Annotated in this window: 19 protein-coding genes; 8 read left to right on the plus strand and 11 right to left on the minus strand. The window is 62.3% G+C overall.

What is annotated here, in order from left to right:
• Nucleotides 1–7 precede the first annotated feature (7 nt).
• Nucleotides 8–2,083, minus strand: a complete 2,076-nt coding sequence (locus RPG13_RS23335) for a prolyl oligopeptidase family serine peptidase (RefSeq protein WP_337126094.1) — start codon at nucleotides 2,081–2,083, stop codon at nucleotides 8–10.
• 130 nt (nucleotides 2,084–2,213) lie between these two features.
• On the opposite strand from RPG13_RS23335, the gene RPG13_RS23340 reads away from it, so the two are divergent.
• Nucleotides 2,214–2,753: a hypothetical protein gene (locus tag RPG13_RS23340; protein WP_128284453.1), complete on the plus strand. Its 540-nt coding sequence runs from the start codon at nucleotides 2,214–2,216 to the stop codon at nucleotides 2,751–2,753.
• 19 nt (nucleotides 2,754–2,772) lie between these two features.
• Here RPG13_RS23340 and RPG13_RS23345 read toward each other — a convergent pair whose 3' ends face one another.
• Both RPG13_RS23345 and RPG13_RS23350 read right to left on the minus strand, forming a co-directional pair.
• The gene (locus tag RPG13_RS23345) at nucleotides 2,773–3,936 is read right to left on the minus strand and encodes an MFS transporter (RefSeq protein WP_337126095.1); all 1,164 of its coding nucleotides are present in this window, start codon (nucleotides 3,934–3,936) and stop codon (nucleotides 2,773–2,775) included.
• A gap of 111 nt (nucleotides 3,937–4,047) precedes the next feature.
• Complete coding sequence (locus RPG13_RS23350; RefSeq protein WP_126106119.1) at nucleotides 4,048–5,223, minus strand: MFS transporter; 1,176 nt, start codon at nucleotides 5,221–5,223, stop codon at nucleotides 4,048–4,050.
• 253 nt (nucleotides 5,224–5,476) lie between these two features.
• Here RPG13_RS23350 and RPG13_RS23355 point away from each other — a divergent pair, with 253 nt between their 5' ends.
• The 5 genes from RPG13_RS23355 to RPG13_RS23375 all read left to right on the plus strand — a co-directional run bounded on the left by RPG13_RS23355 (nucleotide 5,477) and on the right by RPG13_RS23375 (nucleotide 13,314).
• On the plus strand, nucleotides 5,477–7,054 hold the full coding sequence (locus tag RPG13_RS23355) for a trimethylamine methyltransferase family protein (RefSeq protein WP_127294410.1): 1,578 nt from the start codon (nucleotides 5,477–5,479) through the stop codon (nucleotides 7,052–7,054).
• Between the two features lie 187 nt (nucleotides 7,055–7,241).
• Entirely contained in the window at nucleotides 7,242–7,703 is a 462-nt protein-coding gene (locus RPG13_RS23360) for an endonuclease domain-containing protein (protein WP_245465662.1), read from the plus strand.
• The gene (locus RPG13_RS23365) at nucleotides 7,700–10,273 is read left to right on the plus strand and encodes a GcvT family protein (RefSeq protein WP_337126096.1); all 2,574 of its coding nucleotides are present in this window, start codon (nucleotides 7,700–7,702) and stop codon (nucleotides 10,271–10,273) included. The genes RPG13_RS23360 and RPG13_RS23365 overlap by 4 nt, the downstream gene beginning before the upstream one ends.
• Before the next feature lie 125 nt (nucleotides 10,274–10,398).
• Complete coding sequence (locus tag RPG13_RS23370) at nucleotides 10,399–11,928, plus strand: glycosyltransferase family 39 protein (protein ID WP_337126097.1); 1,530 nt, start codon at nucleotides 10,399–10,401, stop codon at nucleotides 11,926–11,928.
• A gap of 66 nt (nucleotides 11,929–11,994) precedes the next feature.
• Nucleotides 11,995–13,314, plus strand: a complete 1,320-nt coding sequence (locus tag RPG13_RS23375; RefSeq protein ID WP_292714662.1) for a M24 family metallopeptidase — start codon at nucleotides 11,995–11,997, stop codon at nucleotides 13,312–13,314.
• 12 nt (nucleotides 13,315–13,326) lie between these two features.
• On the opposite strand, the gene RPG13_RS23380 is transcribed toward RPG13_RS23375, so the two are convergent.
• The 3 genes from RPG13_RS23380 to RPG13_RS23390 all read right to left on the minus strand — a co-directional run bounded on the left by RPG13_RS23380 (nucleotide 13,327) and on the right by RPG13_RS23390 (nucleotide 17,167).
• Complete coding sequence (locus RPG13_RS23380; RefSeq protein WP_337126098.1) at nucleotides 13,327–15,159, minus strand: hypothetical protein; 1,833 nt, start codon at nucleotides 15,157–15,159, stop codon at nucleotides 13,327–13,329.
• A 93-nt stretch (nucleotides 15,160–15,252) separates the two neighbouring features.
• Nucleotides 15,253–16,074, minus strand: a complete 822-nt coding sequence (locus RPG13_RS23385; RefSeq protein WP_292714542.1) for a phosphate/phosphite/phosphonate ABC transporter substrate-binding protein — start codon at nucleotides 16,072–16,074, stop codon at nucleotides 15,253–15,255.
• An 82-nt stretch (nucleotides 16,075–16,156) separates the two neighbouring features.
• Complete coding sequence (locus RPG13_RS23390; RefSeq protein WP_164897892.1) at nucleotides 16,157–17,167, minus strand: fatty acid desaturase; 1,011 nt, start codon at nucleotides 17,165–17,167, stop codon at nucleotides 16,157–16,159.
• A gap of 229 nt (nucleotides 17,168–17,396) precedes the next feature.
• Between RPG13_RS23390 and RPG13_RS23395 the strand changes: the two genes are divergently transcribed.
• Both RPG13_RS23395 and bmt read left to right on the plus strand, forming a co-directional pair.
• The gene (locus RPG13_RS23395; RefSeq protein ID WP_029351899.1) at nucleotides 17,397–18,239 is read left to right on the plus strand and encodes a helix-turn-helix domain-containing protein; all 843 of its coding nucleotides are present in this window, start codon (nucleotides 17,397–17,399) and stop codon (nucleotides 18,237–18,239) included.
• Between the two features lie 90 nt (nucleotides 18,240–18,329).
• A complete protein-coding gene (gene bmt / locus RPG13_RS23400; RefSeq protein WP_127294402.1) occupies nucleotides 18,330–19,346 on the plus strand; it encodes a betaine--homocysteine S-methyltransferase in 1,017 nt (338 codons plus the stop codon).
• 167 nt (nucleotides 19,347–19,513) lie between these two features.
• Here the strand turns inward: bmt and RPG13_RS23405 are convergent, their stop codons facing one another.
• The 5 genes from RPG13_RS23405 to RPG13_RS23425 all read right to left on the minus strand — a co-directional run bounded on the left by RPG13_RS23405 (nucleotide 19,514) and on the right by RPG13_RS23425 (nucleotide 24,617).
• Nucleotides 19,514–21,628, minus strand: coding sequence for a vWA domain-containing protein (locus tag RPG13_RS23405; RefSeq protein ID WP_337126101.1), 2,115 nt, complete (start codon nucleotides 21,626–21,628; stop codon nucleotides 19,514–19,516).
• A 2-nt stretch (nucleotides 21,629–21,630) separates the two neighbouring features.
• On the minus strand, nucleotides 21,631–22,185 hold the full coding sequence (locus RPG13_RS23410; RefSeq protein ID WP_127206407.1) for an RNA polymerase sigma factor: 555 nt from the start codon (nucleotides 22,183–22,185) through the stop codon (nucleotides 21,631–21,633).
• An 89-nt stretch (nucleotides 22,186–22,274) separates the two neighbouring features.
• On the minus strand, nucleotides 22,275–23,006 hold the full coding sequence (locus RPG13_RS23415) for a dienelactone hydrolase family protein (protein ID WP_095486696.1): 732 nt from the start codon (nucleotides 23,004–23,006) through the stop codon (nucleotides 22,275–22,277).
• A gap of 103 nt (nucleotides 23,007–23,109) precedes the next feature.
• On the minus strand, nucleotides 23,110–23,781 hold the full coding sequence (locus tag RPG13_RS23420) for a hypothetical protein (RefSeq protein ID WP_095486697.1): 672 nt from the start codon (nucleotides 23,779–23,781) through the stop codon (nucleotides 23,110–23,112).
• A gap of 20 nt (nucleotides 23,782–23,801) precedes the next feature.
• On the minus strand, nucleotides 23,802–24,617 hold the full coding sequence (locus RPG13_RS23425) for a hypothetical protein (RefSeq protein WP_128284445.1): 816 nt from the start codon (nucleotides 24,615–24,617) through the stop codon (nucleotides 23,802–23,804).
• Nucleotides 24,618–25,329 lie beyond the last annotated feature (712 nt).

Here is a 25,329-nt window from a genome sequence, read left to right on the forward strand (position 1 = left end):
GTTCCGTTCAAGCGATGCTGGTCAGCGCACGTTGCAGGAAAACATACTTCATTGCGGCCTGTGCCGCTTGCGGCCGGCGATCACCGCGCCCGCCATGGCCGCCCTCGGTCTCCTCGAAGAACAGCGTCTTCGCATGGCCGGCAGCCTGCAGCCGCCCGGCCATCTTGCGCGCGTGGCCGGGGTGGACGCGGTCGTCGGCGGTCGACGTCGTCAGCAGCACCGGCGGATAGACCGCGTCGGTCTTCACATGCTGATAGGGTGAGTAAGCCGCCAGCCACGCGGCGTCTTCCGGCTTAGCCGGATCGCCATACTCGGCCATCCAGGATGCGCCAGGCGGCAGCTCGGTGTAGCGCAGCATGTCGAGCAGCGGCACGTCGATGATCACCGCACCGAAAAGCTCGGGATGCTGGGTCAGCGAAACGCCGGTCAGCAGGCCGCCATTCGAGCCGCCTTGGATGCCGAGCGTCGCCGGCGTGGCGATGCCGCGTTTCACGATGTCTTGCGCGACCGCGGCGAAGTCGTCGAAGGCCTTCTGGCGATTGGCCTTGAGCGCGGCCTGATGCCAGTTCGGGCCGAACTCGCCGCCGCCGCGGATATTGGCCTGAACATAGGCATTGCCCTTCTCCAGCCACAGCCTGCCGCGCACGCCGGCATAGCCGGGCAGCAGCGGCACTTCAAAGCCGCCATAGCCATAAAGCAATGTCGGCACCGGACCGTCCTGGTCGCGTTGCCTGACGACGAAGTAAGGGATCATGGTGCCGTCTTTCGAGCGGGCCTCGAACTGTTCCGACACAAGGGACGAAGCATCGAAACGCGCCGGCTGCGATTTCACTGTTGTCAGCGTCGCAGCATCGTCGTCCGACCAGATGATCGAGCTCGGCGTCAGGAAATCGGTGAAGGAGAAGGAGACGCTGGAGCCGAAATGTTCGGCATGGGCGATGCCGACATTGCCATTCTCCGGCAGCGCGACAGGCTTCATCGACCAGCGGCCGTCATCGCGCTCGCAGACGACGACCTTGCCGCGCACATTATCCATCAGGTTGATGAACAACCGGTCCTGCGTGCGGGCAATGCCCGCGATCGAAACCCGATGCGCCGGCTCGAGCACGGTATCGATGGATCCCAACGCATCGGTTTCGATCCAGCGCGCGAAATCCAGCGAATAGAGGCCGTCAGGCTGGCACAGCGTGCCATCCGGCGCCGTCCACGGGCTGCGCACCCCGAAGACGAACTGATCCCGGAACAGCGCCGTGTCGGTGACGTCGTCCGGCAGCGGGAAGCGCCTGTTCTCGCCGAAAGGCAGACGCAGAAAACTGTGCGAGGCAAAGAAGTCGAGCGTCCGGGTCAGGAACAGATGCCGCTTGTCGCCGTCGAACTCGAGGGAACCGCCGGCGGCGAGATCCTGCTTCTGCGCCTCGAAGATCGGCGTCGCATCCTCCAGCCTGGTGCCGCGCTGCCAAAGCTTGACCACGCGTGGATAACCGGACTGGGTTTTTTCGTCCTCCTCGAAGGCAGCCGAGACGATGACGGTGTCCTTGTCCAGCCAGGTGAAGCCCGACTTCGAGGCGGGCGCGCGAAAGCCGCCCTCGACAAAGGACTTGGTGTCGATGTCGAATTCACGCATCTCACTGGCGTCGCCACCATCCGGCGACAGGCTGAGCAGGCAGCGGCTGAAGTCGGGGTAAAGCCGGCTGGCGCCGCTGAACACCCATTTCACGCCCTCTTTGGCGGACAGATTATCGAAGTCGATGATCGTCTCCCAATCCGGCTTCTCGGTCTTGTAGGAAGCGACCGTCGTGCGCCGCCAGAGGCCGAGCACATTGGTCTTGTCCTGCCAGAAATTGTAGACATGGCCGCTGAGTGCAGACCCGACCGCAATGTTGTCTTCGGCCGTCATCAGGTCGAGCGCGGTCTGGAACGCGTCCTGGTAGGACGGATCGCCCTGCAATTCACCTGTTGTAACCGCGTTCTGACGGTGGACCCAGTCGAGTGCTTCCTTGCCTGTCCTGTCCTCCAGCCAGAGAAAGGGATCCTCGGTCTCGCCAACTGGACCCTGCTGCTTCTGTGCGATCGACTTTGTCATGTGGTCTCCGAAAAATTCGTCAAGTTCGGTGCCACAAACATCGGCGTGGCGCTATCGAGATTCAATTCAAACACGTAAAATGAACGGCCTCCGTATAGCTAGGCCTTCTGCGTGGGGTGAAGGAAACTTCATGCAACGTCTCTACATTGCGAATGAGAAGTTTGATCCGGTCAACGGCACAGGGTGGAAGGAGTACATTCAGTGGTCGGGCCTTACCCAGTTGACCGAGGTTGTCACGCTCGACGGGATGCTCTGCGCATTCGCACTACCAGAGACGAAGGACAGCCACTGGCCCCACATTGTTAACGAAGACAACATGCTCAACTTCTTTGTGGACCTGGACTTCCTTCTTTCGGAGTTGGCCGATACGAGCAATCTCAACGTCCTTGGCGTGATCCGAAGGCCATCAACGGACGTGCGCCACCTTGATTGGAATGGATTCACGTTCCTCGGCTATGACTTGCTGGACCAGGACGTTTCAACAAGCGCACTAACCAATTGCGGCGGCTTTCCGGAAGCATTCGCGAACTCGGAACTCTCCAGCGTCGGACTGATCCCAGACTTTAATCGCGCTGTTGAAATTCAAGGAACGCTGCGAAGCAAATACTATCCACCTGAACACCACGCCGATTGTGACCTCTGGGCTATTTTCAGACAGCAAGGCAATTAAGGCTACTCCGATACGTAGCTCACACGATCCGCCGCCGCATGACGGTTGTAACCGCCAGCGCCAGGCAAATCGCGCCGAGCGTGATCGGCAGGCCGCCTGCACCGAGAATATCCATGGCGCCGCCCGCCAGCGGCGGTACAGCGATGCCGCCAACGCCCCACATCAGCGAGAAGGCGGCGTTGCCGGCGACCAGCTCCGAGCCGGTGAAGCGCTCGCCGAGCTCGATGATCGACATCGTATAGATGCCGTAGGAAACCGCGCCCCAGATAAAGACGCACGGCCAGATCAGCGGCGTCTCGATGAGAACCGGCAACAGCACGCATCCGAGCACGGTCAGCGACACGCAGATAAACCGCACCAGACGCGCCGTCAGTCGTTCCGCCAGCAGGCCGAGCGGCACCTGCATGGCGATGTTGCCGGCGATCATCACCGACAGCAGCGCCGACATGCGGGCTTCGGCGATGCCGTAATAGGTCCCGTAGACCGGCAGCAGCGCCAGCACCGCCTGCTCAAAGCCGGCGGCGACGACGACCGCCGACAACAGCAGCCATGCCATCGGCATGAACCCCATCACCGAAACCCGGTGCCCGGCCTCATCGACCTTCGGCAGCCGTTGCAGCACCAGCGCCAGGCAGGCGCCGCAAAAAACGAATGCGGCGATGCCGACGAGAAACGGCGGCCATCCTTCGGTGCCGACGGCAAGCAGGCACAGCGGGCCGGCCGCGAAACCTGCCGAAATGACTGTGGAATAGATCCCCATCACGCGACCGCGGCGCGCCGGCGGCGCCAGTGCGATCACCCAGATCTCGCTCAGCACGTAGAGCGGATTGGTTACCACGCCGATCAGAAAGCGCAGCGGAAACCACAGATAGACATTCTGCGTCCAGCCGATCAGCGCCAGCATGATCGCGGAAAGTGCAGCGCAGGTGAGCGCCGTGCGCCCTGCCCCGAACCGGCGCGCCAGCGCTGGGATGAGCGGCGACGAGACGATGAAGCCGACCGGCGTCATCGCCGCAGACAGCCCGATCATCGCCGGCGAAATGCCTTGTCGCTGCAGGATGAAGCTCAGCAGCGGATAGGAGAGCCCTTGCGCGATGGCGAACACCGAGACGGTCGCGATTACCCCGGTGAGCGCCGCCCACTGCATTCTCGTTTCGTTGCCGCTGGCGCCGGTCGCAATCATTCTGCCATCCCTGCATTGGAGATCTGCTCGGCGAGTCACCCAGCTACCGGTCCGGTTCCGCGAAAGAAAGGGCCGGCCAGCAAAAACCATTTGCGCCAACGGATCGCCGGCTCAACGGTTCCGGCGTCCGGACGACCTGTAGAGCGCGAACGCGATCAGCAGCGCATCGAGGCCTGCGATCACCGCCGGCAGGCCGAGCGGACCGATCCCCTGCATCAGCGCGCCGGCGCCGGGCGGGCCGACAATGCCGCCAGCGCCCCACATCAGCGCGAAGGCTGCATTGCCGGCGACGAGTGCGGTTCCCTTGAACCGGCTGCCTAGCTCGACCAGCGCCATTGTATAGACGCCGTAGCCGACTGCGCCCATCACCACCAGCACGGGCCAGACCAACGGCGTCGTGATCAGGAGCGGCAGCGAGAGCGCGCAAGCGGCCGTCGCCAGCGCGCAAAAGACGATCATCGCCCGGCCGCCGAAGCGCTCGGCCATCAGCCCAAGCGGAATCTGCAGCAGGATATTGCCGGCCGACAGCGCCGTCACCAGAGCCGCCAGCGTCGCTTCCGGCAAGCCGTAGCCGGTGCCGAAGACTGGCATCAGCGCATAGGTGCTCTGCTGGACCGCGGCCGCAACCAGGACCGCCAGCAGCAGCGCCGGCGCCAGCTTGGCGAAGCCTACGATGCCGCCCGAGACCTGGCCGTCATCCTCGAAACCGGTCAATTTGGACGAGACGGCGCGCAGGATCAGCGCACAGAGCGCAAAGCCTGATATCGCCGCGACGAAGGGAGGCCATCCCGATGTGCCGACCGTGATCAGGATCAGCGGCCCCGCCGCGTAGCCGGCGCCCAGCAGCGTATTGAACACCCCCATCACCCGGCCGCGGCGCGTCGGCGGCGCCAGCGACAGCGCCCACACCTCACCAAGCACATAGAGCGGATTGATGACCACGCCGACGAGAAAGCGGATGATGAACCACGCCACCCAATCCTGCAGATAGCCGATCGTCAGGAAGCAGAGCGCGCCGGCCAGCGAACAGCCGACGGCGAGGTTGCGCGCGCCGACCAGGCGGACGGCCGCCGGCACGAACGCAGCCGACAGGATGAGGCCAACCGGCATCATCGCCGCGGAAAGACCGATCAGCGCCGGAGACATGCCTTGCCGCTGCATCAACAGCGTAAACAGCGGATAGCTAAGCCCCTGCGCGGCGCCGAACATGGCCAAAGCGGCAGTGACGCCGGCAAGCGCTGCCCACTGCGTTGCCGCCTCGCCATCGCTCGAACCGGTCGCGACCATCCGCCATCCCTGTGAATCGCCCACCCTCGGGGGGTCGGCAAGCTAACCGGCTAGCGGTTCGGTTTGGGAAAAGGAAGGGCCGCCCGGGCAAATCTGCTGCGCCACGTCATCCGCTCCGTGCGTGTGCCCAACGATCGGTCAGCTGCCCTTCCGACATGTCGCTTCCCTCGTCCTAGTGGTCGCCGCCTCCGCAATGGCGGGACAGCCGGCGGTCCATTATGCCGCCGCACTGTCGCAGCGTACGAGGCTTGTCATGACCGCCGCCCTTCATCCCGCCGAACCGGCATTGGCAAACGATCGCGCCCGTCGCGGCGGCCGCGCGGGCAAACGTGCCGGCGCAGCGGCGGCGTTCGAGCAGCCGCCTTTCCGTCAGCTGAAAATCCCGCTGACGCCGACGAAGCTGGTCTCGGACGACGAGTTGGAATCGATCCACCTCGCCTCGTTGCGCGTGCTGCGGGAAATCGGCGTCGACGTGCTGCACGACGAAGCAAGGCGCATCATGAAGGCACATGGCGCGGATGTCCGCGAAGGCAGCGAGCGAGTGCGCTTCGACAGCGACATGATCCTCGAACTGGTTTCGCATTGTCCGTCGGAGTTCACCATCCACGCCCGCAATCCGGCGCACAATGTCCGCTTCGGCGGCGACAATCTGATCATCTCGATGATGGCGTCGGCGCCCAATTGTTCCGACGTCGACCGCGGCCGCCGGCCGGGCAACCAGCAGGACTACCGCAACTTCCTCAAGCTCGCGCAGATGCACAACATCCTGAACTGCACAGGCGGTTATCCGGTCGAGCCGATCGACATCCATCCGTCCGTCCGGCACCTCGAATGCATCCGCGATCTGAGCGTGCTCACCGACAAGGTGTTCCACATCTATTCGCTCGGCAAGGAGCGCAATGTCGACGGCATCGAGATCACCAGGATCGCGCGCGGCATCAGCCACGAGCAACTGCTCGAAGAGCCGTCGGTGTTCACCATCATCAACACCAATTCGCCGCTCAAGCTCGATGTGCCGATGATGGAAGGCATTATCCAGATGTCGAGCAAGGGCCAGGTCGTCATCGTGACGCCGTTCACCCTGTCGGGCGCCATGGCGCCGGTGACGATAGCCGGCGCGCTGGTGCAGCAGAATGCCGAAGCGCTGTCCGGCATTGCATTCGCCCAGATGGTGCGCAAAGGCGCGCCCGTCGGCTATGGCGGCTTCACCTCGAATGTCGACATGAAGTCCGGCGCGCCGGCCTTCGGCACGCCGGAATACATGAAGGCGCAATTGGTCGGCGGCCAGCTCGCCCGCCGCTACAACATCCCCTACCGCACCTCCAACACCTGCGCCGCCAACACGGTCGACGCGCAGGCCGCCTATGAGAGCGTGTTTTCGCTATGGGGCGCCATCCAGGGCGGCGGCAATCTGATTATGCATGCGGCCGGCTGGCTGGAAGGCGGCCTGCGCTGCTCCTACGAGAAGACCATTCTGGACATCGATCTGCTGCAGATGATGGCGGAATTCCTGACCCCGCTCGACCTCTCCGAGGAGGCTCTCGGCTTCGACGCTATCCAGTCCGTCGGTCCGGGCGGCCATTTCTTCGGCACCCAGCACACCCAGGACCGCTACAAGACCGCCTTCTATTCGCCTATCATCTCCGACTGGCGCAATTTCGAGACCTGGGCGGAAGCCGGATCGCCGACGGCTATCGAAAAAGCCAATCGGGTCTGGAAGGAGCGGCTGGCCTCTTATGAAGAGCCGTATATGGATCCGGCTATCCGAGAGGAACTCAACGCCTTCGTCGAGAAACGCCGGTCCGAAGGCGGCGCGCCGACCGATTTTTGATGATTGTGTCGTTGATGAACTGATCATTTGTATGGATTTGATGAACGGTCGATCCCCACTCCGTCGAGCTACGCTCGACACCTCTCCCCCGATCGACGGGGGAGAGGAAGGGCGCGAAGCGATTCCGGCTGGCACCCTTCCTCTCCCTCCGGAGGGGGGAGAGGTGGCGCCGCGAAGCGGCGACGGAGTGGGGGAAGCCGTTCATGAAACGCGCAGTCGCCGCAAAACAGGGACAACGAAGCGAGCGCGTAGCCTTCGGCAAGCGGGCAATCAGGCGGAAGCACTGCTTTGGCTTGAACTAAAGGCGCGCAAGCTTGGCGGCTACCACTTTACGCGTCAGTTCTCCATCGGCCCCTTTTTTGCAGACTTTGCTTGCCGCGAAAAATGGCTTGTCGTTGAAGTCGATGGACACCAACATGCCGGCAGTTCATATGACCGCCGCCGTGACGATTTCATGCGCGCCCAAGGCTATTCGATCCTGCGTGTTTGGAACCATGACGTCCTGAAACATCGTACTTCCGTCTGTGAAACCATCCTTGCCGCGCTTGATGGCAGGCTGGCCGAAGACATCGCTGTATCCGACCTCCGCCTTGTTTTCACGCCCCGCTCACTCGATTCAATCTCTTCAAAAACGGAACTATCTTCATGAAATCTCATGCAAAAGCGGTTGTCATCGGCGGCGGCGTCGTCGGCTGCTCGGTGCTCTATCATCTGGCCAAGGCCGGCTGGACCGACATCATGCTGATCGAGCGTTCGGAGCTCACCTCCGGCTCGTCCTGGCACGCAGCGGGCGGCTTCCATACGCTCAATGGCGATCCCAACGTCGCCAAGCTGCAGGCCTATACGGTGCAGCTCTACAGGGAGATCGAAGAGCTTTCCGGCCAGTCCTGCTCGTTGCACCTGACCGGCGGCGTGATGATGGCCGACACCCCCGAGCGCATGGACTTTTTGCGCCTTGCCCACGCCAAGGGCCGCTATCTCGGAATGGACACCGAGCTGATCACGCCGTCGGAGGCCAAGGCGATGTTCCCGCTGATGGACGAGACGAATTTCGTCGGCGCCATGTGGGATCCGGTCGAAGGCCATCTCGATCCTTCCGGAACCACCCACGCCTATGCCAAGGCGGCCAGGAAGCTCGGCGCTGAGATCGTGCTGCGCAACCGGGTCGTCGAGCTGACGCAGGAAGTCGACGGCACCTGGAACGTCGTCACCGAGCAAGGCACGGTCAAGGCCGAGCATGTCGTCAATTGCGGCGGCCTGTGGGCGCGCGAGATCGGCCGCATGGTCGGTGTCGAGCTGCCGCTGCTGGCCATGGAGCATATGTACCTTTTGACCGAGCCGATGCCGGAGGTCGAGGAATTCAACAAGTCGACCGGCCGCGAGATGATCGGCGTGATGGACTTCAAGGGCGAGATCTACACCCGCCAGGAACGCAACGGCATCCTGCTCGGCACCTATGAAAAGGCCTGCAAGCCGTGGTCGCCGGTCAACACGCCATGGGATTTCGGCCACGAGCTGCTGCAGCCCGACATCGACCGCATCGCGCCGTCGCTCGAAATCGGCTTCAAGCATTTCCCCGGCATCGAGAAGGCCGGCATCAAGCAGATCATCAATGGCCCCTTCACCTTCGCGCTGGACGGCAACCCGCTGGTCGGCCCGGTGCAGGGCCTGACCAACTTCTGGTGCGCCTGCGCCGTCATGGCCGGTTTCTCGCAGGGCGGCGGCGTCGGGCTGGCGCTGTCGAACTGGATGGTCAATGGCGACCCCGGCTTCGACGTCTGGGGCATGGACGTCGCTCGCTTCGGCGAATGGGCGAGCCTGCGCTACACCAATGCCAAGGTGCGCGAAAACTATTCGCGCCGCTTTTCCATACGCTTTCCCAACGAGGAATTGCCGGCTGCTCGCCCGGCTCAGACGACGCCGCTCTACGACACGATGCTGGCCAACAATGCCGTCATGGGCGATTCGTGGGGCCTCGAAACGCCACTCTGGTTCGCGCCGAAAGGCACGGAGCCGAAGGATATCGTTTCGTTCCACCGTTCCAACGATTTCGGGCCGATCGGCGAGGAAGTGCGTGCGACCCGCGAAAGGGTCGGCGTCACCGAGATCGCCAACTTCGCCAAATACGAAGTGTCCGGGCCGGGATCGGAAGATTTCCTCAACCGGCTGATGACCAACCGCATGCCGAAGATCGGCCGCATCGTGCTGACCCCGATGCTGAACGAGTTCGGCAGGCTGATCGGCGACTTCACCATCGCCAAGGCTGGTGAAGAGCGCTTCATGATCTGGAGCTCGTCGGCGGCGCAGAAATATCATATGCGCTGGTTCGAGAAGCACCTGCCGAGGGATGGTAGCGTCCGCATCCACCGCTTCGACCAGACGCTTGTCGGCCTCTCGATCGCCGGGCCGAGATCGCGCGATCTGCTGCAGAAGCTTGTTGACGTGGATGTCTCGACCAAGGCTTTCCGCTTCATGGATTTCCGTGAGATGGCGGTTGGCGGCGCGCCCTGCATGGTCAATCGCATCACCTATACCGGCGATCTCGGCTACGAGATCTGGATGGCGCCGGCCTACCAGCGCCTGGTCTACAAGGCGATCAAGGATGCCGGCGAAGAGTTTGGTCTTGTCGATTTCGGCATGCGGGCGCTGCTGTCGATGCGCCTGGAAAAGAATTTTCCGACGTGGTTCCGCGAGCTGCGCCCGATCTACGGGCCGTTCGAAGGGGCAATGGATCGTTTCATCAAGCTCGAGAAGAACGACTTCATCGGGCGCGAAGCGGCGGCCAAGGAACAGAGAGAAGGGCCGAAACTGCGCCGTGTCTCCTTCATCGTAGATGCCGCGGATGCTGACGTGATGGGCGACGAGCCGATCTGGGCCAAGGTCTGCGGCAAGGATTTTGGCACGGTCGAAAAGCCGCACGGCTATGGCGCGCCACGCTTCGATATATCAGGCAAGGAAGTGCGCGGCTCCAGGGCCGCGGAAGGCGCCTCGGCCGTGCGCGGCATCGTCGACGGCGACTGGAGCGTGGTCGGCTGGATCACCTCCGGCGGCTATGCGCATTACGTCCAGAAATCGATGGCGCAGGGCTATGTGCCGGCCGCCTTGGCCGAGAACGAGAGCGCCGGACTGTTCGAGATTGAAATCCTCGGACACCGGCGGCCGGCCCGCATCAATGTCGAGCCGCCCTTCGACCCGAGTGGCGAGAAGATGCGGGCGTAGGCGGTCAGGGTTGCTGCCCAAGGCCGCCGCCTACTGCTGCCCACCCCAAGGCTGCTACAACATTGTGCGGGGCACGGTCTCATGCTAGCGCAGCCGGTGCAACTGGCACGGGCGATGAGAACTCCTTGAAGTATTCGATGAAATGGGCCGAATGGCTTGCCGAGGGCAGGATCGGCCCTTTCCCCGCGGCGATCGTGTTGGTCGCGCTTTATTGCTGCACACAGGTCGTCGTGCTGTCGCTGGCGAGCCTGTGGGCGGGAACCGGGGTCGGTGTCGATGACTCCGAACAGCTGATGTATATGCGGTTTTTGTGGGCCGGCTATGGCGGCTCGCAGCCACCGCTTTACTCCTGGCTCGGCTGGTTGACGTCGTCGGTTTTCGGAACCAACATCTTCGCGCTTAAACTACTGAAGTATTCCCTGATTTTCGTGGCCTTGACGTCGGTCTTCGTCGCGGTGCGCAAACTCGGCTATTCCCAGCGCACCGCAGTTGCCTCCATTCTAGGTCTGTTGCTGTTTCCTCAGCTGGTCTGGGAAATGCAGCACACCTTATCGCATACCGTTGCCGCCTTTTGTTTTTCGGGGCTGCTGCTGCTTGCGCTCGTCGAGCTTCTGCAGCGCAAATCGCTGCTGACCTATGCCTTGTTCGGCCTGGCGATCGGTGCGGCTGTGCTGGCGAAATACAATCTTTTCATCCTGATTGCCGCGATGCTGGCGGCGACCTTATCGCTGCGCGAGACCCGCCAGGTCATCCTGCGTCCGCAAATCATGATCAGCATGGCCGTGGCGCTGCTGGTCTGCCTGCCGACATTGTATTGGACCGCCACGCATCCGAGCGAATTGCTGGCGCGCAGCTACAAGTTCGGCATCAATGAAGGCGACGGTGCTTTCCTCGTCGCGTTGAAAGGCATCATCGGCTTTGGCGATGCCGTAATGAATTTTGCCATCTTGCCGGTCGTGATTTTCGCAGTGGCGATGCTGGCGGGACGGGTCAGTCCATCGACGCTCCGCCTACGGCTTCCAGATTCGGAAAAACTATTGTGGCGCATTCTCGGCTTCGGGCTCTGCATCACCATTGTCCTGGTGATCGCCAGCGGCGCCACAACGTTCAAGGCGCGCTGGTTGTTGCCGGTCCTGCTTTTTTTGCCTGCCGCCTTCGCCGCCCGCATGGACTCCCTCGGCGACAAAGGCAGGACGGCGCAAAACCTCACCATCACCGTTGCAGCCACACTGGCCATACTGATCTTGCCGGCAACATGGGCTTATCAGGTCTATGGTGGAAAGGGCCAGGGACGCGTCGTCCGTCTGGACTACCCGACGCTATATCGTGATCTGACCGCAGATGGCGCAGTCAAGACGGTCATGTCGGACTGGCACTGGGTGGGCAATCTCAGGCTCGTCGATCCAGACCTTGTCGTCCTCGGAGAAGAGGTGCCGGGTTTCGCCGCGTTGCTGCAGGAGCCCGCTGTTCTGATCTGGCTCGACCGGCCTAGCCCGGAACCGGAAATCCTGGACCGCATCAGCCAGGCGGGTTTCGTCCTGGACAGTGAACGCCGCAGCCTCAGGGTTCCCGAATTTCTCGGTTCGAGCGACGGCAGGCTTGTGACCGTCGTCAAGTTGAAAAAGCGGGATGCCAATGCTCCTGCCACCAATTGAGATCGGGAGTATAGGAAAGTGAGCGAGCCAGGCGTCGAGCGACGCTTCGGTCGCCACCGCAAGATCATGCCGTTCGAGCCGGACGAAGCGGGCTCTATCGACGCGTTGCGCCTGAAGTCGCGGCAGAAGGCCGCTGAACTCAACCAGCATCTGCTTGGCTACGGTGCATTGGCGGAAGCCGAGTGGCAAGCCGCCGGCGTTGCTGCTCCCGACCTACCCACCATGCGTCGGTACCGGCTCGACCGCATCCGCGCCGAGCTGAAGCGCCGCGACTATGCGGGAGCCCTGCTCTACGATCCGATCAACATCCGCTATGCGACCGACTCGACCAACATGCAGCTCTGGGTCGCGCACAATCCGACAAGGCATTGTTTCGTTGCCACCGAAGGCCCGGTGGTGCTGTTCGACTATTTCTCCTGCGAGCACCTTTCCGACCACTCCGGCGTCGTCGACGAGGTGCGGCCGGCTGTGTCGTGGATGTATCTCTATAGCGGCGAGCTGACCGAGCAAAAGACCCGCCGCTGGGCGGCCGGCATAGCCGATCTGGTGAGGGAACATGGCGGCGGTATCAGCCGCATCGCCGTCGATCACATCAATCCTGAGGGAGTCGAGGAACTCGCCCGCCTCGGCATCTCCATCGGCAATGGAGAAGCGCTGATGGAAAATGCGCGCCTGATCAAATCGCCCGACGAAATCCTGGCCATGCGCCGGTCGATCGTCGCTTGCGAGGCGGCTATGGGCGAGATGGAAGCAGCGTTGCGGCCAGGAATTTCCGAGAACGAATTATGGGCCGAACTCCACCGCGGCAACATTGCGCGTGGCGGCGAATGGGTCGAGACCCGGCTCTTGACGTCCGGCCCGCGCACCAATCCGTGGTTCCAGGAATGCTCGTCGCGAATGATCGAAGCCGGCGATCTCGTCGCTTTCGATACCGATCTGATCGGCCCTTACGGCTTCTGCGCCGACCTGTCGCGCACCTGGCTCTGCGGCGAAACCGAGCCGTCCACCGAGCAAGGCGACCTGTTTCGCACCGCCGCCGACCAGATCGCCCACAACATTGGCCTGATGCAGCCGGGCACTTCATTCCGCGACCTAGTCGAGCGATCGGCGGTGCCGCCTGGTGATTGCTTCCCGACGCGCTACGGCGTGCTCTATCACGGCGTCGGCCTGGCCGACGAATACCCGACGCTGCCGCATGCGATCGACTGGACCGACGACACGCCCGACGGCGTGCTTGTGTCAGGCATGGTGCTTTGCGTCGAGAGCTACATCGGCCGGCTCGGCGGACGCGAAGGCGTCAAGATCGAGGACCAGATCCTGATCACCGAAACCGGCAACGAGCAGCTTTCAAGCTACCCGCTCGACGAGCGGCTGCTCGGCGGCTGACGGGCGGAAAGCTCAGTAGCCGCAGTCGATTTTGCGCCTGGCCTTGTCGAAAACGCGGTCGAACCGCGCTCGATTGGAGTTCCGATCCTTGGCCGGAAAGGCTTGCAGGAGCGTATCCTTGTCGGCGCCCATGCCGGCCAACGTGTTGATCGCCAAGTCGCCATAGCTGGCATGCAGCGGGATGATCCCCGCCCGGATACGCTCCAGCAATGGCTCGATGGCGGGAGCGCCTCGCTCGCCGAGGCGGCAGAGGCCTTGCACTCCTGCCAGATAGGAATGCTGCCAGAAATTGCCCTTGTCGAGCGGCTGCAGCGCCGCGTCGTCGATCAGATAGAGCATCGTCGGGATGGCATCGGCGCCGAACACGGAAAGCCTGGTCAAAGCCTGAAAAGCGGCGACGCGCCGGGGCGTATCCTTTGCCAGCCTTTCGAGGTCGGCACGATGCTCCGGGATCACTTGATCGGGCAGGGACTGGATAGCTATGGCCAGGCGCCCAGCTTGCGGTGCTTCGATGTTGCCGAATTTGCTTACCTTGATATCGATTTCGAAAAGCCGCGCGAAAAGCGCGTCGGCAAGCCGCGCCATGCTCTCGGGCGCCACGTCCTTCGCATATTTCGCTGCTGCGAAGACGCTGTCTGGAACGCCCAGCCGGCGCTCGTTCAGGGCTGCTATGGCGAGGTCGACATCGGGCTGCGACGCAGTCTGCCTACCGCGCAGCCTGTCAAAGAAATCATTGGCAAGCGAGTTGGTGACGGCGTCGATGGGGCCCGGCTGACTGAGCTTTGCGGCAAGGACCGCGGCCGCATCGTTCGAGTCGTCGACTGCTGGCAGCGTAAGCTCCATGCCGAGCGTGCCGGTTACGAATGCGCTCCAATCGGGCCGGTCGGCGAACTGGACGATGTGGGTAAGGTCGAGCGTTCTCGGGAAGCCGATGCGAATATCGAACTGATAGCCGGTCACATAGCTTGGCAAAAGCAGCGGCAGCAGCCGGTAGGAAGCAACGCCGGTCCATCGGTAGACCTCGGAGAAGGTTGCTCCGTCCTTGTTGTGCACAGAGATGCGGTAGACCGCGATTGTATCGGCGGTCGGATTGAGCCCTGCCTGGTAGTCGTTCACCCCACGCTTGATCTGCCCGGCGCTGACCACCGTGTCAGCTTCGGCAAGTGGCGCCTCGGATTCGATCAGGCAATTGCCCTTGGCGATCTCAAGCCGCATGCGCTCCGAAGCCTTGGGTGCGTTCCGCGCCGTGGGACTCTTTTCGAGATCAAGGAGGCGGACATCGGCAAGCTCGACTGGCGGACATGACGCCCGGCGCTCCATGTGGAAGGTCCGGGCGATGGAGGAAAAGTCCGGCTCCGGCATCTCCGCGGGATAGCTCATTACCATGATACGCCGGGCGCTGCGTGTCAGCAGCGCACGCATGCAGAAATCGTCACAGCGGGTCTGGGTCTTTGTCCAGAAGGCTGTCCGATCGGAGCGAACCGCCAGCGTCTCGGCCCGGAACGGCCGCACGATCCGGTCGTTGTCGCCCGATACCAGCGCCATCGTGGTCCGGTCCATTGACCTGTTGATCAGGAAAGGCGGCACCGCAAGCAGTGCCACCGCGATCAGCGGGCTCGTCAACCAGTTTAATCGGCCCGGGACCCCGAAGCTGATTGCCCATGTCAACAGCAGGAACAGGAACACCGGCGGGATCAGCGCCATCAGCAGGGCGAACGGGATGCCGACGATGCTGATCGCCGCGACGATGGCTATCTGCGGCAAGAGCAGACATGGCAGTGCCGCCAGCCCCAGGACCAGCAGCACGGTCCGAAATGTCCATCTCTGAATGGTTGCCACCGCCATGGTGCTGTCCCCGCGAAGTCACGCGCAGGTTGCGCGCACATGGTGACGGTCGCGTAAAGATCAGCCCAGGCCCGGATCTATTGCCAATCAGAGTTAGCGAACGGTTGTGCCGACGGCTCCGAGAGAGATCAGCAGGTCGACGAGGATGTTCTTGACCGGCTCCGGTGTCGTTCTGGCGGTGATGAAGGGCAGGCCTTTTCGCCTTCCCGTCCAGCCAACGACCTTCACCGCTTGCGCCGCTGGCTCGAAGCGTTGCGCCAGCGCCCAGCTCTTGCAGTCGATGGCCGCGACATCGGCACTGCCCTCGGCGATGGCGACGATCGAGGCACGGTGGCCGCCGCTTTCGCTGCGCGCCGTAAAGATGTCCAGGCTTTCGCCCATTGCTTCCAGGTCGCGCGTTAGCCCGATGAAGCCGGACATCGAATCGAGGCTGTTGAAGGTAAAGTGCTTGCCACGCAGGATATCGAGCGGGATGAGAGGGCTGCCTTCGGACGGTGAACCAACCGATGGCGCTTCACCTGCCCGCATCACGAGCGCGCTCGAATAGAGTTCGCCCTGCCCGCCCTCGAAGGCATCGTAATTCGGCTGGCCGATCACCTGGACATGCGTCGACAGGCCGAGTTCCATCGGCCCCCAGCAGGTCTGCGCGAACAGCAGCGCCGGATGCAGCCAGAGGCCGTGAAAATCCAGTTCGTCCGGCGGCAGCGTCGCCGGATCGGGCGCGATAACCTTTCCGGCGGCGTCGCGGATGCCGCCTTCTACAGGCCGCAGATCGGCATTGACGCGAGCGATGGTCTGCGGCGCGCCGATGCCTTTTTGCCGGAAGGCATCACGCAGCCGTGCCCATTGGGCATCGACCTCGCTCCGCATTTCGGGCCAGTCATACATCGGCAAGGCGGCAACGAAATCGCTCATGCCGGGACTTTGATCGTTACGCTGAGAAACTGACGAGACCATTGACGCGCACCTGGCTATCGCCGCGGCGATGCCGCAAAATTCATTCTTTCGGCGGCTCGGCCGGCACCGGCGCGCTGCCAAGGCCATTGAGGCTGCGCGCCCTGACGCGCGGCTTGAACGCCCGGCCTGGTTCCGGCGCGCGCCGCAGCACGGGGTGAACGATCGGCTCCTTAGCCCTGAACGCATAAGCCTTGAGCAGCGCGAAATAGTTCGGATAGGCATAGCCATTGTTCATCCGCAGCCACTCGTCACGGCGGTCGGCAAACAACTTCGGCAACCGGTACCAGGCCACCGTCGGGCTCTTGTGATGGACGAAATGCAAATTGTTGTTGAGGAACAGGAAGGACAGCGGCGAACGCTCGACGATCACCGTGCGGCCTTCCGGATGCTCCGACCACTGGTGCTCGGCGAAAGTGCGGATCGAAATCAGCGACTGGCCGAGCCACACCGGCACCAGGATGTAGAGCCACAACGGGATGCCGAAGCCGAACTGCACGACCGGCAACACGACGGCTAGGCCGATCGCGTGCAGCAACCACGCCTTGCGGATCACCTTGTCGCCGGCAAGCATCTGCTTGGCATCGTCGATGAAGAAGCCGATGCAGGAGAGCCACGGGCCAAGCACGAAGCGGCCGACCATGGTGTTGTTGATCTTCAGCAGAAATTTCATCGCCGGCGGCAACTCGTCATGGTGCCACAGCGCCTTGTAGTAGCTTTCGGGGTCGTCCAGCGGATCGGTCAGCCGTTCGTCGGCATGGTGGTGCAGGTGAATGGTCTTGAACCGGCGGAACGGCCAGACGAGGCCTATCGGCAGGAAGACGAAAACTTCGTTGAGCTGTGCATTGCGGGTCGGATGGCCGTGCAGGACTTCGTGAGCCAACGAGGATTGCAGTGCGGCGACCAACGCCAGAACGGCGAGCGCCAACAGCGGGTACGATGGCCAGAAGAGCGAGCCGGCGACGAGCCAGGTGCCGTAACAGAAAAACGCCAGAAACACGGTCGGCCATTCGATGGCCGGTGCATTGCGTCGTCTGTTATTCGTGCTCGTCATGGATCGACCACTGCCCTTCCAGTCGCCGGAATCATTTTTGATTCCTGACAGCATTGTGTCAGGAGCGTTGAATCGCTGCAACGCGACAAAGCGCACAAGATGTTGCGATTGCGCATTTTCAGCCGCATATGTTATATTTTGTGAACAAGCTGGAGGATTCATTTACGCCTAAGGTGCCGCTTCGGTGGCTTCGGCGGATTTTTTTCCTCCCAATGGCCGGAATGACGATATGGACAAACGCGACCTGTCGACGATCTTTCGGGAGCGCCTGAAAATGCTCTTGACACGGTCCGACTTGAACCAGTCCGCCTTCGCGACGGCGGTGGGCATCGACCGTTCGGCGCTTTCGCAGTTGCTGTCCGGCGCCTCGACACGCCTTCCTCGCGCCGAAACGCTGCTCAACATCGCCGCCGAATTCAAGGTATCGCTCGACTGGCTGCTCGGCCTCAGCCAGGACGAAGGCGTCACCGGTGAAATCCGCGAGAGCCTGGAGATCGAAGAAGCGCCCGATGGCTTTGACCGCACGCTGCTGGCAAGGTGGCATGCCGAGGCCGCAGGCACGAAAATCCGTTACGTGCCGGCCGGCATTCCCGATCTTCTGCGCACCGAGGCGCTTGTCGACTACGAGGCGGGCATCGCCAACAAGAGCCGCGAGGCGCAGGCCGGTGAGACGCAGTACCGTATCGACTACAACCGGCGGCCGGAAACCGACATGGAGGTCTGCATGCCGCGCCACACGCTGGAGATCTTTGCGCGGGGCCTAGGCGTGTGGGACCGTTTCCCGGAGGCCGACCGCCACCAGCAGCTTCTCCACATGGCGACGCTGCTCGACGATCTCTATCCCACTTTCCGCCTGTTTCTCTATGATGGGCGGATGCGCTATTCGATCCCCTACACCATCTTCGGACCCTATCGCGCCGCCATCTATGTCGGCGACATGTATCTGGTGCTGAATGCGACCCAGCCGGTCCGCACGCTGACCAGCCATTTCGACAATCTGATCCGCGCCGCCGACATCAACGCGCATGAGGCGGCCAGCTTCACACAAAGGCTGGCGGAAATGCGATTTTGATGGCCTGTTTCCTGCGTCGACATTGACGCCATATAAAGAGTTCTTTATATCCTTATCTCGACAAAGAGTTCCCCGGAAGGCGTATTTCCAATGACCAACCCGATTGACGCGCTGCTTGCCGAAAAGGGCGTTCTGCTCGCCGATGGCGCCACCGGCACCAATCTGTTCGCCATGGGGCTCGAGGCCGGCGAGGCTCCAGAGTTGCTGAACGAGACCGCGGCGGACACCATCACCAGCCTGCACCAGAACTTTGTCGATGCCGGCGCCGACATCATCCTCACCAACTCCTTCGGCGGCACCCGTCACCGGCTGAAGCTGCACCATGCGCAGGACCGCGTGCATGCGCTGAACAAGCGCGCCGCCGAGATCGCCCGCGCCGTCGCCGATAAAGCCGGCCGCAAGGTCATCGTGGCGGGCTCGGTCGGCCCGACCGGCGAGTTGCTGGTGCCGCTCGGCGCCATGACCTATGACGAGGCAGTCGAGGCCTTTGCCGAACAGATCGAGGGCCTGAAGGCCGGCGGCGCCGAAGTCGCCTGGATCGAGACCATGTCGGCGCCGGACGAAATCCGCGCCGCCGCCGAAGCCGCCATCCGCGTCGGCCTGCCCTATACCTATACCGGCTCCTTCGACACCGCCGGCCGCACCATGATGGGGCTGTTGCCGAAGGACATCCATGGCGTCGCCGATGGACTGTCGCAGGCGCCGCTCGGTGTCGGCGCCAATTGCGGTGTCGGCGCCTCCGACATCCTCGCTTCGCTGCTCGACATGACCGAGGCGAAGCCGGAGGCGACGGTGATCGTCAAGGGCAATTGCGGCATTCCGGAATTCCGTGGCGCCGAAATCCACTATTCCGGCACGCCCGAACTGATGGCCGACTATGTCAGGCTCGCCGTCGATGCCGGCGCCAAGATCGTCGGCGGTTGCTGCGGCACCTCGTTCGCTCACCTAGCCGCCATGCGCAAGGCGCTCGACGCACACACCAAATCGGATCGCCCGACCGTCGAGAAAATCGTCGAGCGCATCGGCCCGATGCGCAACAAGCAGGCGACGGTCAACGCCACCGAGACCAGCGAAGCCCGCCGCGAGCGTCGGCGCAGCCGCGCCTGACGCTTTCGGCTACCCGGCACTTTCGTCGAGGCGTCACGACCAATGTCGGAATTACAATGCTGAAAAAGGCCGGCAAGGTTTCCCCTGCCGGCCCGCCTCACCCGCCCGTGGGTCGGTTATCCCGTATCAGAATGATCCCATCTGAAGAAAACCGGCCATCATCGCCACTACCGATTGCTGCCCAGCGCCGAGGCAAGGCGCACAAGCGAGAGGAACTCGGAGCGGTACCCAAACGGGTCGGCTCCCCGGGCGGCAGTGGCAATCTCCACGATCTTGTCGTAGCCGAACTTCGCGGTCGCATCCTCGTCGCGCAGCTTCTGGCCGAACGCCGCGACGGCAACCGAGAACCGCTGGTCGGTGCTGGCCTGGTTGAAATCAGCCACTTCGTTGGCTGATGTCACCGGCGTGGTGATCAGCTTCGAGGCATCCTCGTTCGGCAGCTTGTAGCGGATCTTCACGAAGGCATATTCGTCGGCGTTGGCGACGCCGCCATTGTTCACCGACGCCTGGCCGTAGCGCAGCGGATCGATCTTCTCGCCGCCGTTGCCCTTCGGCGTGATCTCGTAAATCGCGGTGACCGAATGGCCGGACCCGATCTCGCCGGCATCGACGCGGTCGTTGTTGAAATCCTCGCGGTTCAAGGCGCGCGTCTCATAGCCGATCAGCCGGTATTCCGAGACCTTGTTCGGGTTGAACTCGACCTGGATCTTCACGTCCTTGGCGATGGTGAACAGCGTCGAGGACGCATCCTCGACCAGCACCTTCTCGGCCTCCGCCAAAGTGTCGATATAGGCAGCGGTGCCATTGCCGTTCTGGGCAATGGTCTGCATCATTTGGTCGTTGAGATTGCCGCGGCCAAAACCGAACACCGACAGGAACACGCCGGTCTTGCGTTCCTGCTCGATCAGCCGCTTCAAATCGTCATCGTTGGTCTGGCCGACATTGAAGTCGCCGTCCGTGGCCAGCATCACTCGGTTGACCCCGTCCTTGACGAAGGATTTCTGCGCCAGCCGGTAAGCTTCCTTGATGCCCGCCTCGCCGGCCGTCGAGCCGCCGGGCGTCAATGTGTCGATGGCATTGAGGATCTTGTCCTTCTCCGAGACCTTGGTCGGCTCCAGGACAGTGCCGGCGTCACCCGCGTAAGTGACGATCGAGACTGTGTCGTCGGGCCTCAACTTGCTGACCAGAAGCCGGAAGGCCGACTGCAGGAGCCGCAGCTTGTCCTGCTCGTTCATCGAGCCCGACACGTCGATCAGGAACACCAGATTGGCCTTGGGCTGCTCGGCCGGCTTGGCGTCGAAACCCTTGATGGCGACATGCATCAGCCTGGTATGCTCGTTCCATGGCGTCGGCATGACGCTGACGGTCGAGTTGAACGGCGTCGAGGCAGTGTCCGGTCCTTTCCAGTCATAAGGGAAGTAGTTGATCATCTCCTCGACGCGGACCGTGTCGGCCTGCGGCACAACACTTTCCCTGAGCGAACGCCGCACGAAGGAATAGGAGGCCGTGTCGACATCGATCGAGAAGGTCGAGACCGGGTCTTCGCGCGCCGTACGCACCGGATTGGTCTTGAAATCCTCGACGCGGTCGCGGTTTTGCTCCGGCAGCAGCATCTGGTCGGCTGGTGCGGTCGAAGGCTGAGCCATCAACCTGGATTGGGCGACAGTACCGGGCACACGGCCAATCTGCGCGGCGCCATCGGCTGCAGGAGCCGTGGTACTTGAACCGCCAGCCAGCGCCTCGCGAGGCGAGGGCTCGGGCGCATTGCGAGCCAGCATATCCTGCTCCACCAGGCCACCCAGCGCATTCGATTGGGGCTTCGGCGGCGATGCCGGCGCAAGCGCCTCGGCCGCGGCGCGGCTTTCGGCGTCGACATCAGCTTTCTTCTGTTTGTCGGCCTCGGCCACGGTGAGCGGCCTCACCGTGGCCGGCGCTTTAGCCGCTGGTTTGTCGGCCAGCGTTTCGGTGATCTTCTCGTCCCCGCCGGAATGGAACGGCTGCTCCTGCAGCATATAGATGGTGGCGTATCCGGCGATCGGCAGGGCGACGAGCCCGGCAATGGCCGGCGTGGCGAAGAGTTTCTTTTGCATGATTTCGCTCCAGAGCTTTTGTGCTCGCTCTATGAGACGAAGCCCGTTCGCCGATCCTTGGGTGGCAGGTGAAGTTTTTTCGTCCAGGTCGTAGGCGCGCATGGCAGCCTCGAAGGCACGCGCCTTTGCGTCGGCACCCGGTGCCGGTGCTGCGATATCGCGCAGCCTCTTGAGTTCGTTGTCGTCGACCATGATCACACTTCCCCGGTTGAACGCACGAGCGTCTGCAACCGTTTCTTCGCTTCATGGATGTGCCAGGAAACCGTCGTCTCCGAGATCCCCATCGCCTCGGCAGCGGCTGCGTGGCTCAGCCCTTCACCATAGACGAGCAGCACCGCGTCGCGCTGCTTGCCCGGCAGCATCCGCACTGCCGCCCAAAGCGCCTCGGTCGGATCTTCAGGCTCGGCTTCTCCCGAGATCAGTGCGTAAGCGCCGTAGGCGTCGGTCTTGACCGTCTCGCGGGCGGTCTTGCGCATCACGTCGCGTGCCGCATTCAGCGTCATGGTGTAGAGCCAGGTGGTGAAGGCGCCGCTGCCATGATAATCGCGGATCGCCCGGCCAAGCCGGATGCAGACTTCCTGGGCGACATCCTCGGCGTCGGCCTTTTTCCCGCACCAGCGATAGGCGGCGCGATAGACGAAGTCATAGTGCCTTTCGAGCAATTTGCCGAAAGCCCCCCTGTCTCCGTCCTTCGCCCGCCCGATCAACTCGGCGTCGGAGGCTTCGCTTTCATCCAGCATCATCGCCATCATTGCCTGTTGGACGAAGGCTAATGGCGATTCCTTGGGATGATGGAAGAAATTTTTTGGGAGGCGGTCACTTGAAGACCATCTGCGCCCTACCCGAGCGTCTCCGCGAACAGCGTCGTCAGCCGCTTCCAGTGGCGCTCAGCGCCGGTTGCATCGAAGGCGCTGTGGTCCGGCGCGCACCAGCCATGCGCCATGCCGGCATAGTTTTCGATGACGTGGTCGACCTCGGCCGTGCGCAGCGCTTCGGCCAGCCGCGCCGACTGTTCGGGTGGGAAGCTGCGGTCCACACCAGCCGTGCCGACATAGACCCGCGCCTTGATCGACGCAGCCTTCCGATGCGGGCTGTCGGCAGCATCGCTCGCCAGATTGCCGCCATGGAAACTGGCGGCGGCAACGATGCGGTCGGGATAGGCCGCGGCTGCATTCAGCGCCCGCGCTCCGCCCATGCAATAGCCGACGGCGCCGACTGGTCCGGCCACGCCTTCGGCATCGAGCGCATCGAGGAAAGCGCCGCTGTCGCGGATGGTCATGTCCTGGGTCGTGCCGCTGAGAAGACCCGTGATGACGGCCTTGCGCTTCTCGTCGCTGAATGCGGTCTTGGCCTCGAAAGGGCCGTAGGGCGCGTTGCGGTAGAAAAGGTCCGGGACCAATACCGCGTAATTGTCGCCTGCAAGCCGTTCCGCCATTTGGTCGAGCGCCGGCCGCGGGCCAAAAGCGTCCATATAGAGGATGATAGCCGCCTTGGCCGGGGCTGCCGAGCGGAACAGACCGGCTTTTGCCAAGCCGTCGCTGGTTTTGATCTGAATGTCCCGCTTCGCCATCACCACTCCTTTGACTTGTCGTGCGATAGATATCCGCGCAGTCCGTCAGGGCAAGTCGTAATGAGGCAACCGCATTCAAGATTCCGTGCGGCATTCGGCGATGCTAAAGACGCGCAAACGCCGCCATGTGAAAAGCTTGAGCCTCTGGGGGATAGCGATAGGCCGTGCCATAGGGACAGGCGTTGCGATCGAGACAACCGCCGGTTCGGCAAGGCGCGCCGTTTTGCCCACGCACATGCGCCAGACACGTTTCATGCGCGAAACCATCCGCAGAATACGCGTCGACCGGACAGGATTTCAGGCAAGGTTTTTCCAGACATGCATCGCAAAGGTGAATCACGTCGCGAGGTTCTTGGAGCGCAATCTCGTCCTCGAACAGCAGCGCGCCGCGATAGGCGTGCCAGAGCCCGTATTGCGGATGCATGAGGATGCCGAGCGGCGACGGCTTCAGTCCCTCCGCCCGCTTCGCCCATTGCTGGAACGGCAGATACGGCCTGTCGGACGGTGACACGGCACGCGCGCCGAATTTCTTCGCCACCGCGCCGATCACTTCACGCGACCACGTATCGAGCGGATTGGCGATGGTTTGCGGTTGGCTTCCTTTCCAGCGCAGGAAATGCGGCCACGGCGCAGCGCCCGCCTGCCCCACCAACAGCACGGATCTGGCGGCAGCGCCAGAGAGACCGGAAGGTGCTTGCTCGCCGTCCGTAAAATTGAAGCCGCCACGAAGCATGAGACCGTGAGCGGAAAGCGCAGCCGCGACGGTTTCGACCATGCTGCGCTCAAGGAACTCTGTCACCCTTCGATCCTTGAAAACGGGATTACTCCCCTTTTCTCAAGCGTCTCACGCAAATTGTCGGCGTAGCGATGCGCAAACGCCTCTACTTCACCTTTGGGCCGGGCAAAATAGCGGTCATAAAGTGTTGAGTAGTCCTCACCTTGGGCGAACGGCGCTTCCACTTTTCCAAGCCAATCAACCCAGTGACCGATCTCATGCAGAAGCGTGCGATAGAGCTGCGTGGCTCGCACGGAATCGAGTGAGGTGGAAACGAGATGCTTCTTCCCAACCCGGCTGACTTTGTGACCATCCAAACGAAGTCTGTCCAACTCTGCCGCATCCTCAGGGTCCAGCGATGTGGACCATTCGATGGTGTCGCCAACGTTACAGGCTTCCAAAAATAAGGCCGGACCACTTTTTTCGATGGAGGATCCGCGAAAACCAAGATCGGCATAATAAAACATTCGCCCCCACGCCGGTCTGAGTACGCGCGCTTTTCGCGTCGGTTGGCGCAAGACAAATGTTTCCAGCCCGGCCCAGTCAGCGAGAGGAACATGAGAGAGAAGGAAGACCACATCTTCGACCGAGCATGCGTGAACACACCCACCGCTCGTCTTTTCGACAATGAGTGTTACGTCCCTGCCATTCACCGTCCTGCGCAGCATCTGGCCAGGATTGAGCTGCGCCGCACACCATCCAGCGGATATCCACGGTCGGGGAACGATCATGCGGTTGTTTTGCCCATGGCCCTGCTTCGGCGTGCCAATATTCCGGTTTCGCCTGACTGGATTGAAAGGCATCCGCACCCGTCCCCCGATAAATCGCTCATCCATCAAAGGTGAACGCCTTCAGCTAGGCGAGCGGAATAGCACGGGATCGCGGTGGCCACCAACATGCTGGCTGCCGGTCGCTGAGCGGATTGATCACGGTCGTCCCCCGCCAACGCAGGAAATGCGGCCATGGCGCGGCGCCCGCCTGCCCCACCAGCAAGACGGATCTGGCGGCAGCGCCAGAGGGGCTAGGTGGAGGCGCTTCACATACTGCGAAATTGAACCCACCGCGAAGCATGAGACCGTGAGCGGCCAAGGCCTTGCCAACGCCTTCATAACGAGGTCGCGACCCGTGAGATTGCAACCCAAAGGACGTCACATCGGACATAGTCGCCTTATGAAGCTCGTAAGCTGCGTGACTCTCGTTTCGGATCGTGAGGGCGGGAACACCCCGAGACCATATGGCTCCAAGCCTTCCCCCGATCATCGACGATCGTCAACCAGCACCTAAACCCGTTTTCGTCATCCGAGCAGACAGGGGCATCAATGATATTCCGAGACAGGTCAAACTCCACCTCGATCGAACAAGTTTGAAGTTTCAAGCCGCGAACCGCGGCTTGGGCCTCAATCATGGAACGATACCGTCCTATCATCGAAGCGAAGGCTGGCAATGTCGCGGAAGACTCTTCTGACAGGTCTATTCGAATTTTGGACGTCGAATTTTCTTGTGCCAATGAATGGAGTTTGCCAACGCCCCAGTAGCCATTAACGTCGT

It is taken from the genome of Mesorhizobium sp. ISC15, assembly GCF_037162615.1.
Taxonomy (GTDB): domain Bacteria; phylum Pseudomonadota; class Alphaproteobacteria; order Rhizobiales; family Rhizobiaceae; genus Mesorhizobium; species Mesorhizobium mediterraneum.

Excerpts from the sequence above, each read along its gene's own strand:
- RPG13_RS23335 (WP_337126094.1), bottom strand. The coding sequence starts at position 2,083 with ATGACAAAGTCGATCGCACAGAAGCAGCAGGGTCCAGTTGGCGAGACC.
- RPG13_RS23410 (WP_127206407.1), bottom strand. The coding sequence starts at position 22,185 with ATGGCGATGATGCTGGATGAAAGCGAAGCCTCCGACGCCGAGTTGATC.
- RPG13_RS23395 (WP_029351899.1), top strand. The coding sequence starts at position 17,397 with ATGGACAAACGCGACCTGTCGACGATCTTTCGGGAGCGCCTGAAAATG.
- RPG13_RS23390 (WP_164897892.1), bottom strand. The coding sequence starts at position 17,167 with ATGACGAGCACGAATAACAGACGACGCAATGCACCGGCCATCGAATGG.
- bmt (WP_127294402.1), top strand. The coding sequence starts at position 18,330 with ATGACCAACCCGATTGACGCGCTGCTTGCCGAAAAGGGCGTTCTGCTC.
- RPG13_RS23350 (WP_126106119.1), bottom strand. The coding sequence starts at position 5,223 with ATGGTCGCGACCGGTTCGAGCGATGGCGAGGCGGCAACGCAGTGGGCA.
- RPG13_RS23425 (WP_128284445.1), bottom strand. The coding sequence starts at position 24,617 with ATGGATGAGCGATTTATCGGGGGACGGGTGCGGATGCCTTTCAATCCA.
- RPG13_RS23385 (WP_292714542.1), bottom strand. The coding sequence starts at position 16,074 with ATGAGCGATTTCGTTGCCGCCTTGCCGATGTATGACTGGCCCGAAATG.
- RPG13_RS23415 (WP_095486696.1), bottom strand. The coding sequence starts at position 23,006 with ATGGCGAAGCGGGACATTCAGATCAAAACCAGCGACGGCTTGGCAAAA.
- RPG13_RS23375 (WP_292714662.1), top strand. The coding sequence starts at position 11,995 with ATGCCGTTCGAGCCGGACGAAGCGGGCTCTATCGACGCGTTGCGCCTG.
- RPG13_RS23420 (WP_095486697.1), bottom strand. The coding sequence starts at position 23,781 with ATGGTCGAAACCGTCGCGGCTGCGCTTTCCGCTCACGGTCTCATGCTT.
- RPG13_RS23345 (WP_337126095.1), bottom strand. The coding sequence starts at position 3,936 with ATGATTGCGACCGGCGCCAGCGGCAACGAAACGAGAATGCAGTGGGCG.
- RPG13_RS23365 (WP_337126096.1), top strand. The coding sequence starts at position 7,700 with ATGAAATCTCATGCAAAAGCGGTTGTCATCGGCGGCGGCGTCGTCGGC.
- RPG13_RS23405 (WP_337126101.1), bottom strand. The coding sequence starts at position 21,628 with ATGGTCGACGACAACGAACTCAAGAGGCTGCGCGATATCGCAGCACCG.
- RPG13_RS23340 (WP_128284453.1), top strand. The coding sequence starts at position 2,214 with ATGCAACGTCTCTACATTGCGAATGAGAAGTTTGATCCGGTCAACGGC.
- RPG13_RS23355 (WP_127294410.1), top strand. The coding sequence starts at position 5,477 with ATGACCGCCGCCCTTCATCCCGCCGAACCGGCATTGGCAAACGATCGC.
- RPG13_RS23380 (WP_337126098.1), bottom strand. The coding sequence starts at position 15,159 with ATGGCGGTGGCAACCATTCAGAGATGGACATTTCGGACCGTGCTGCTG.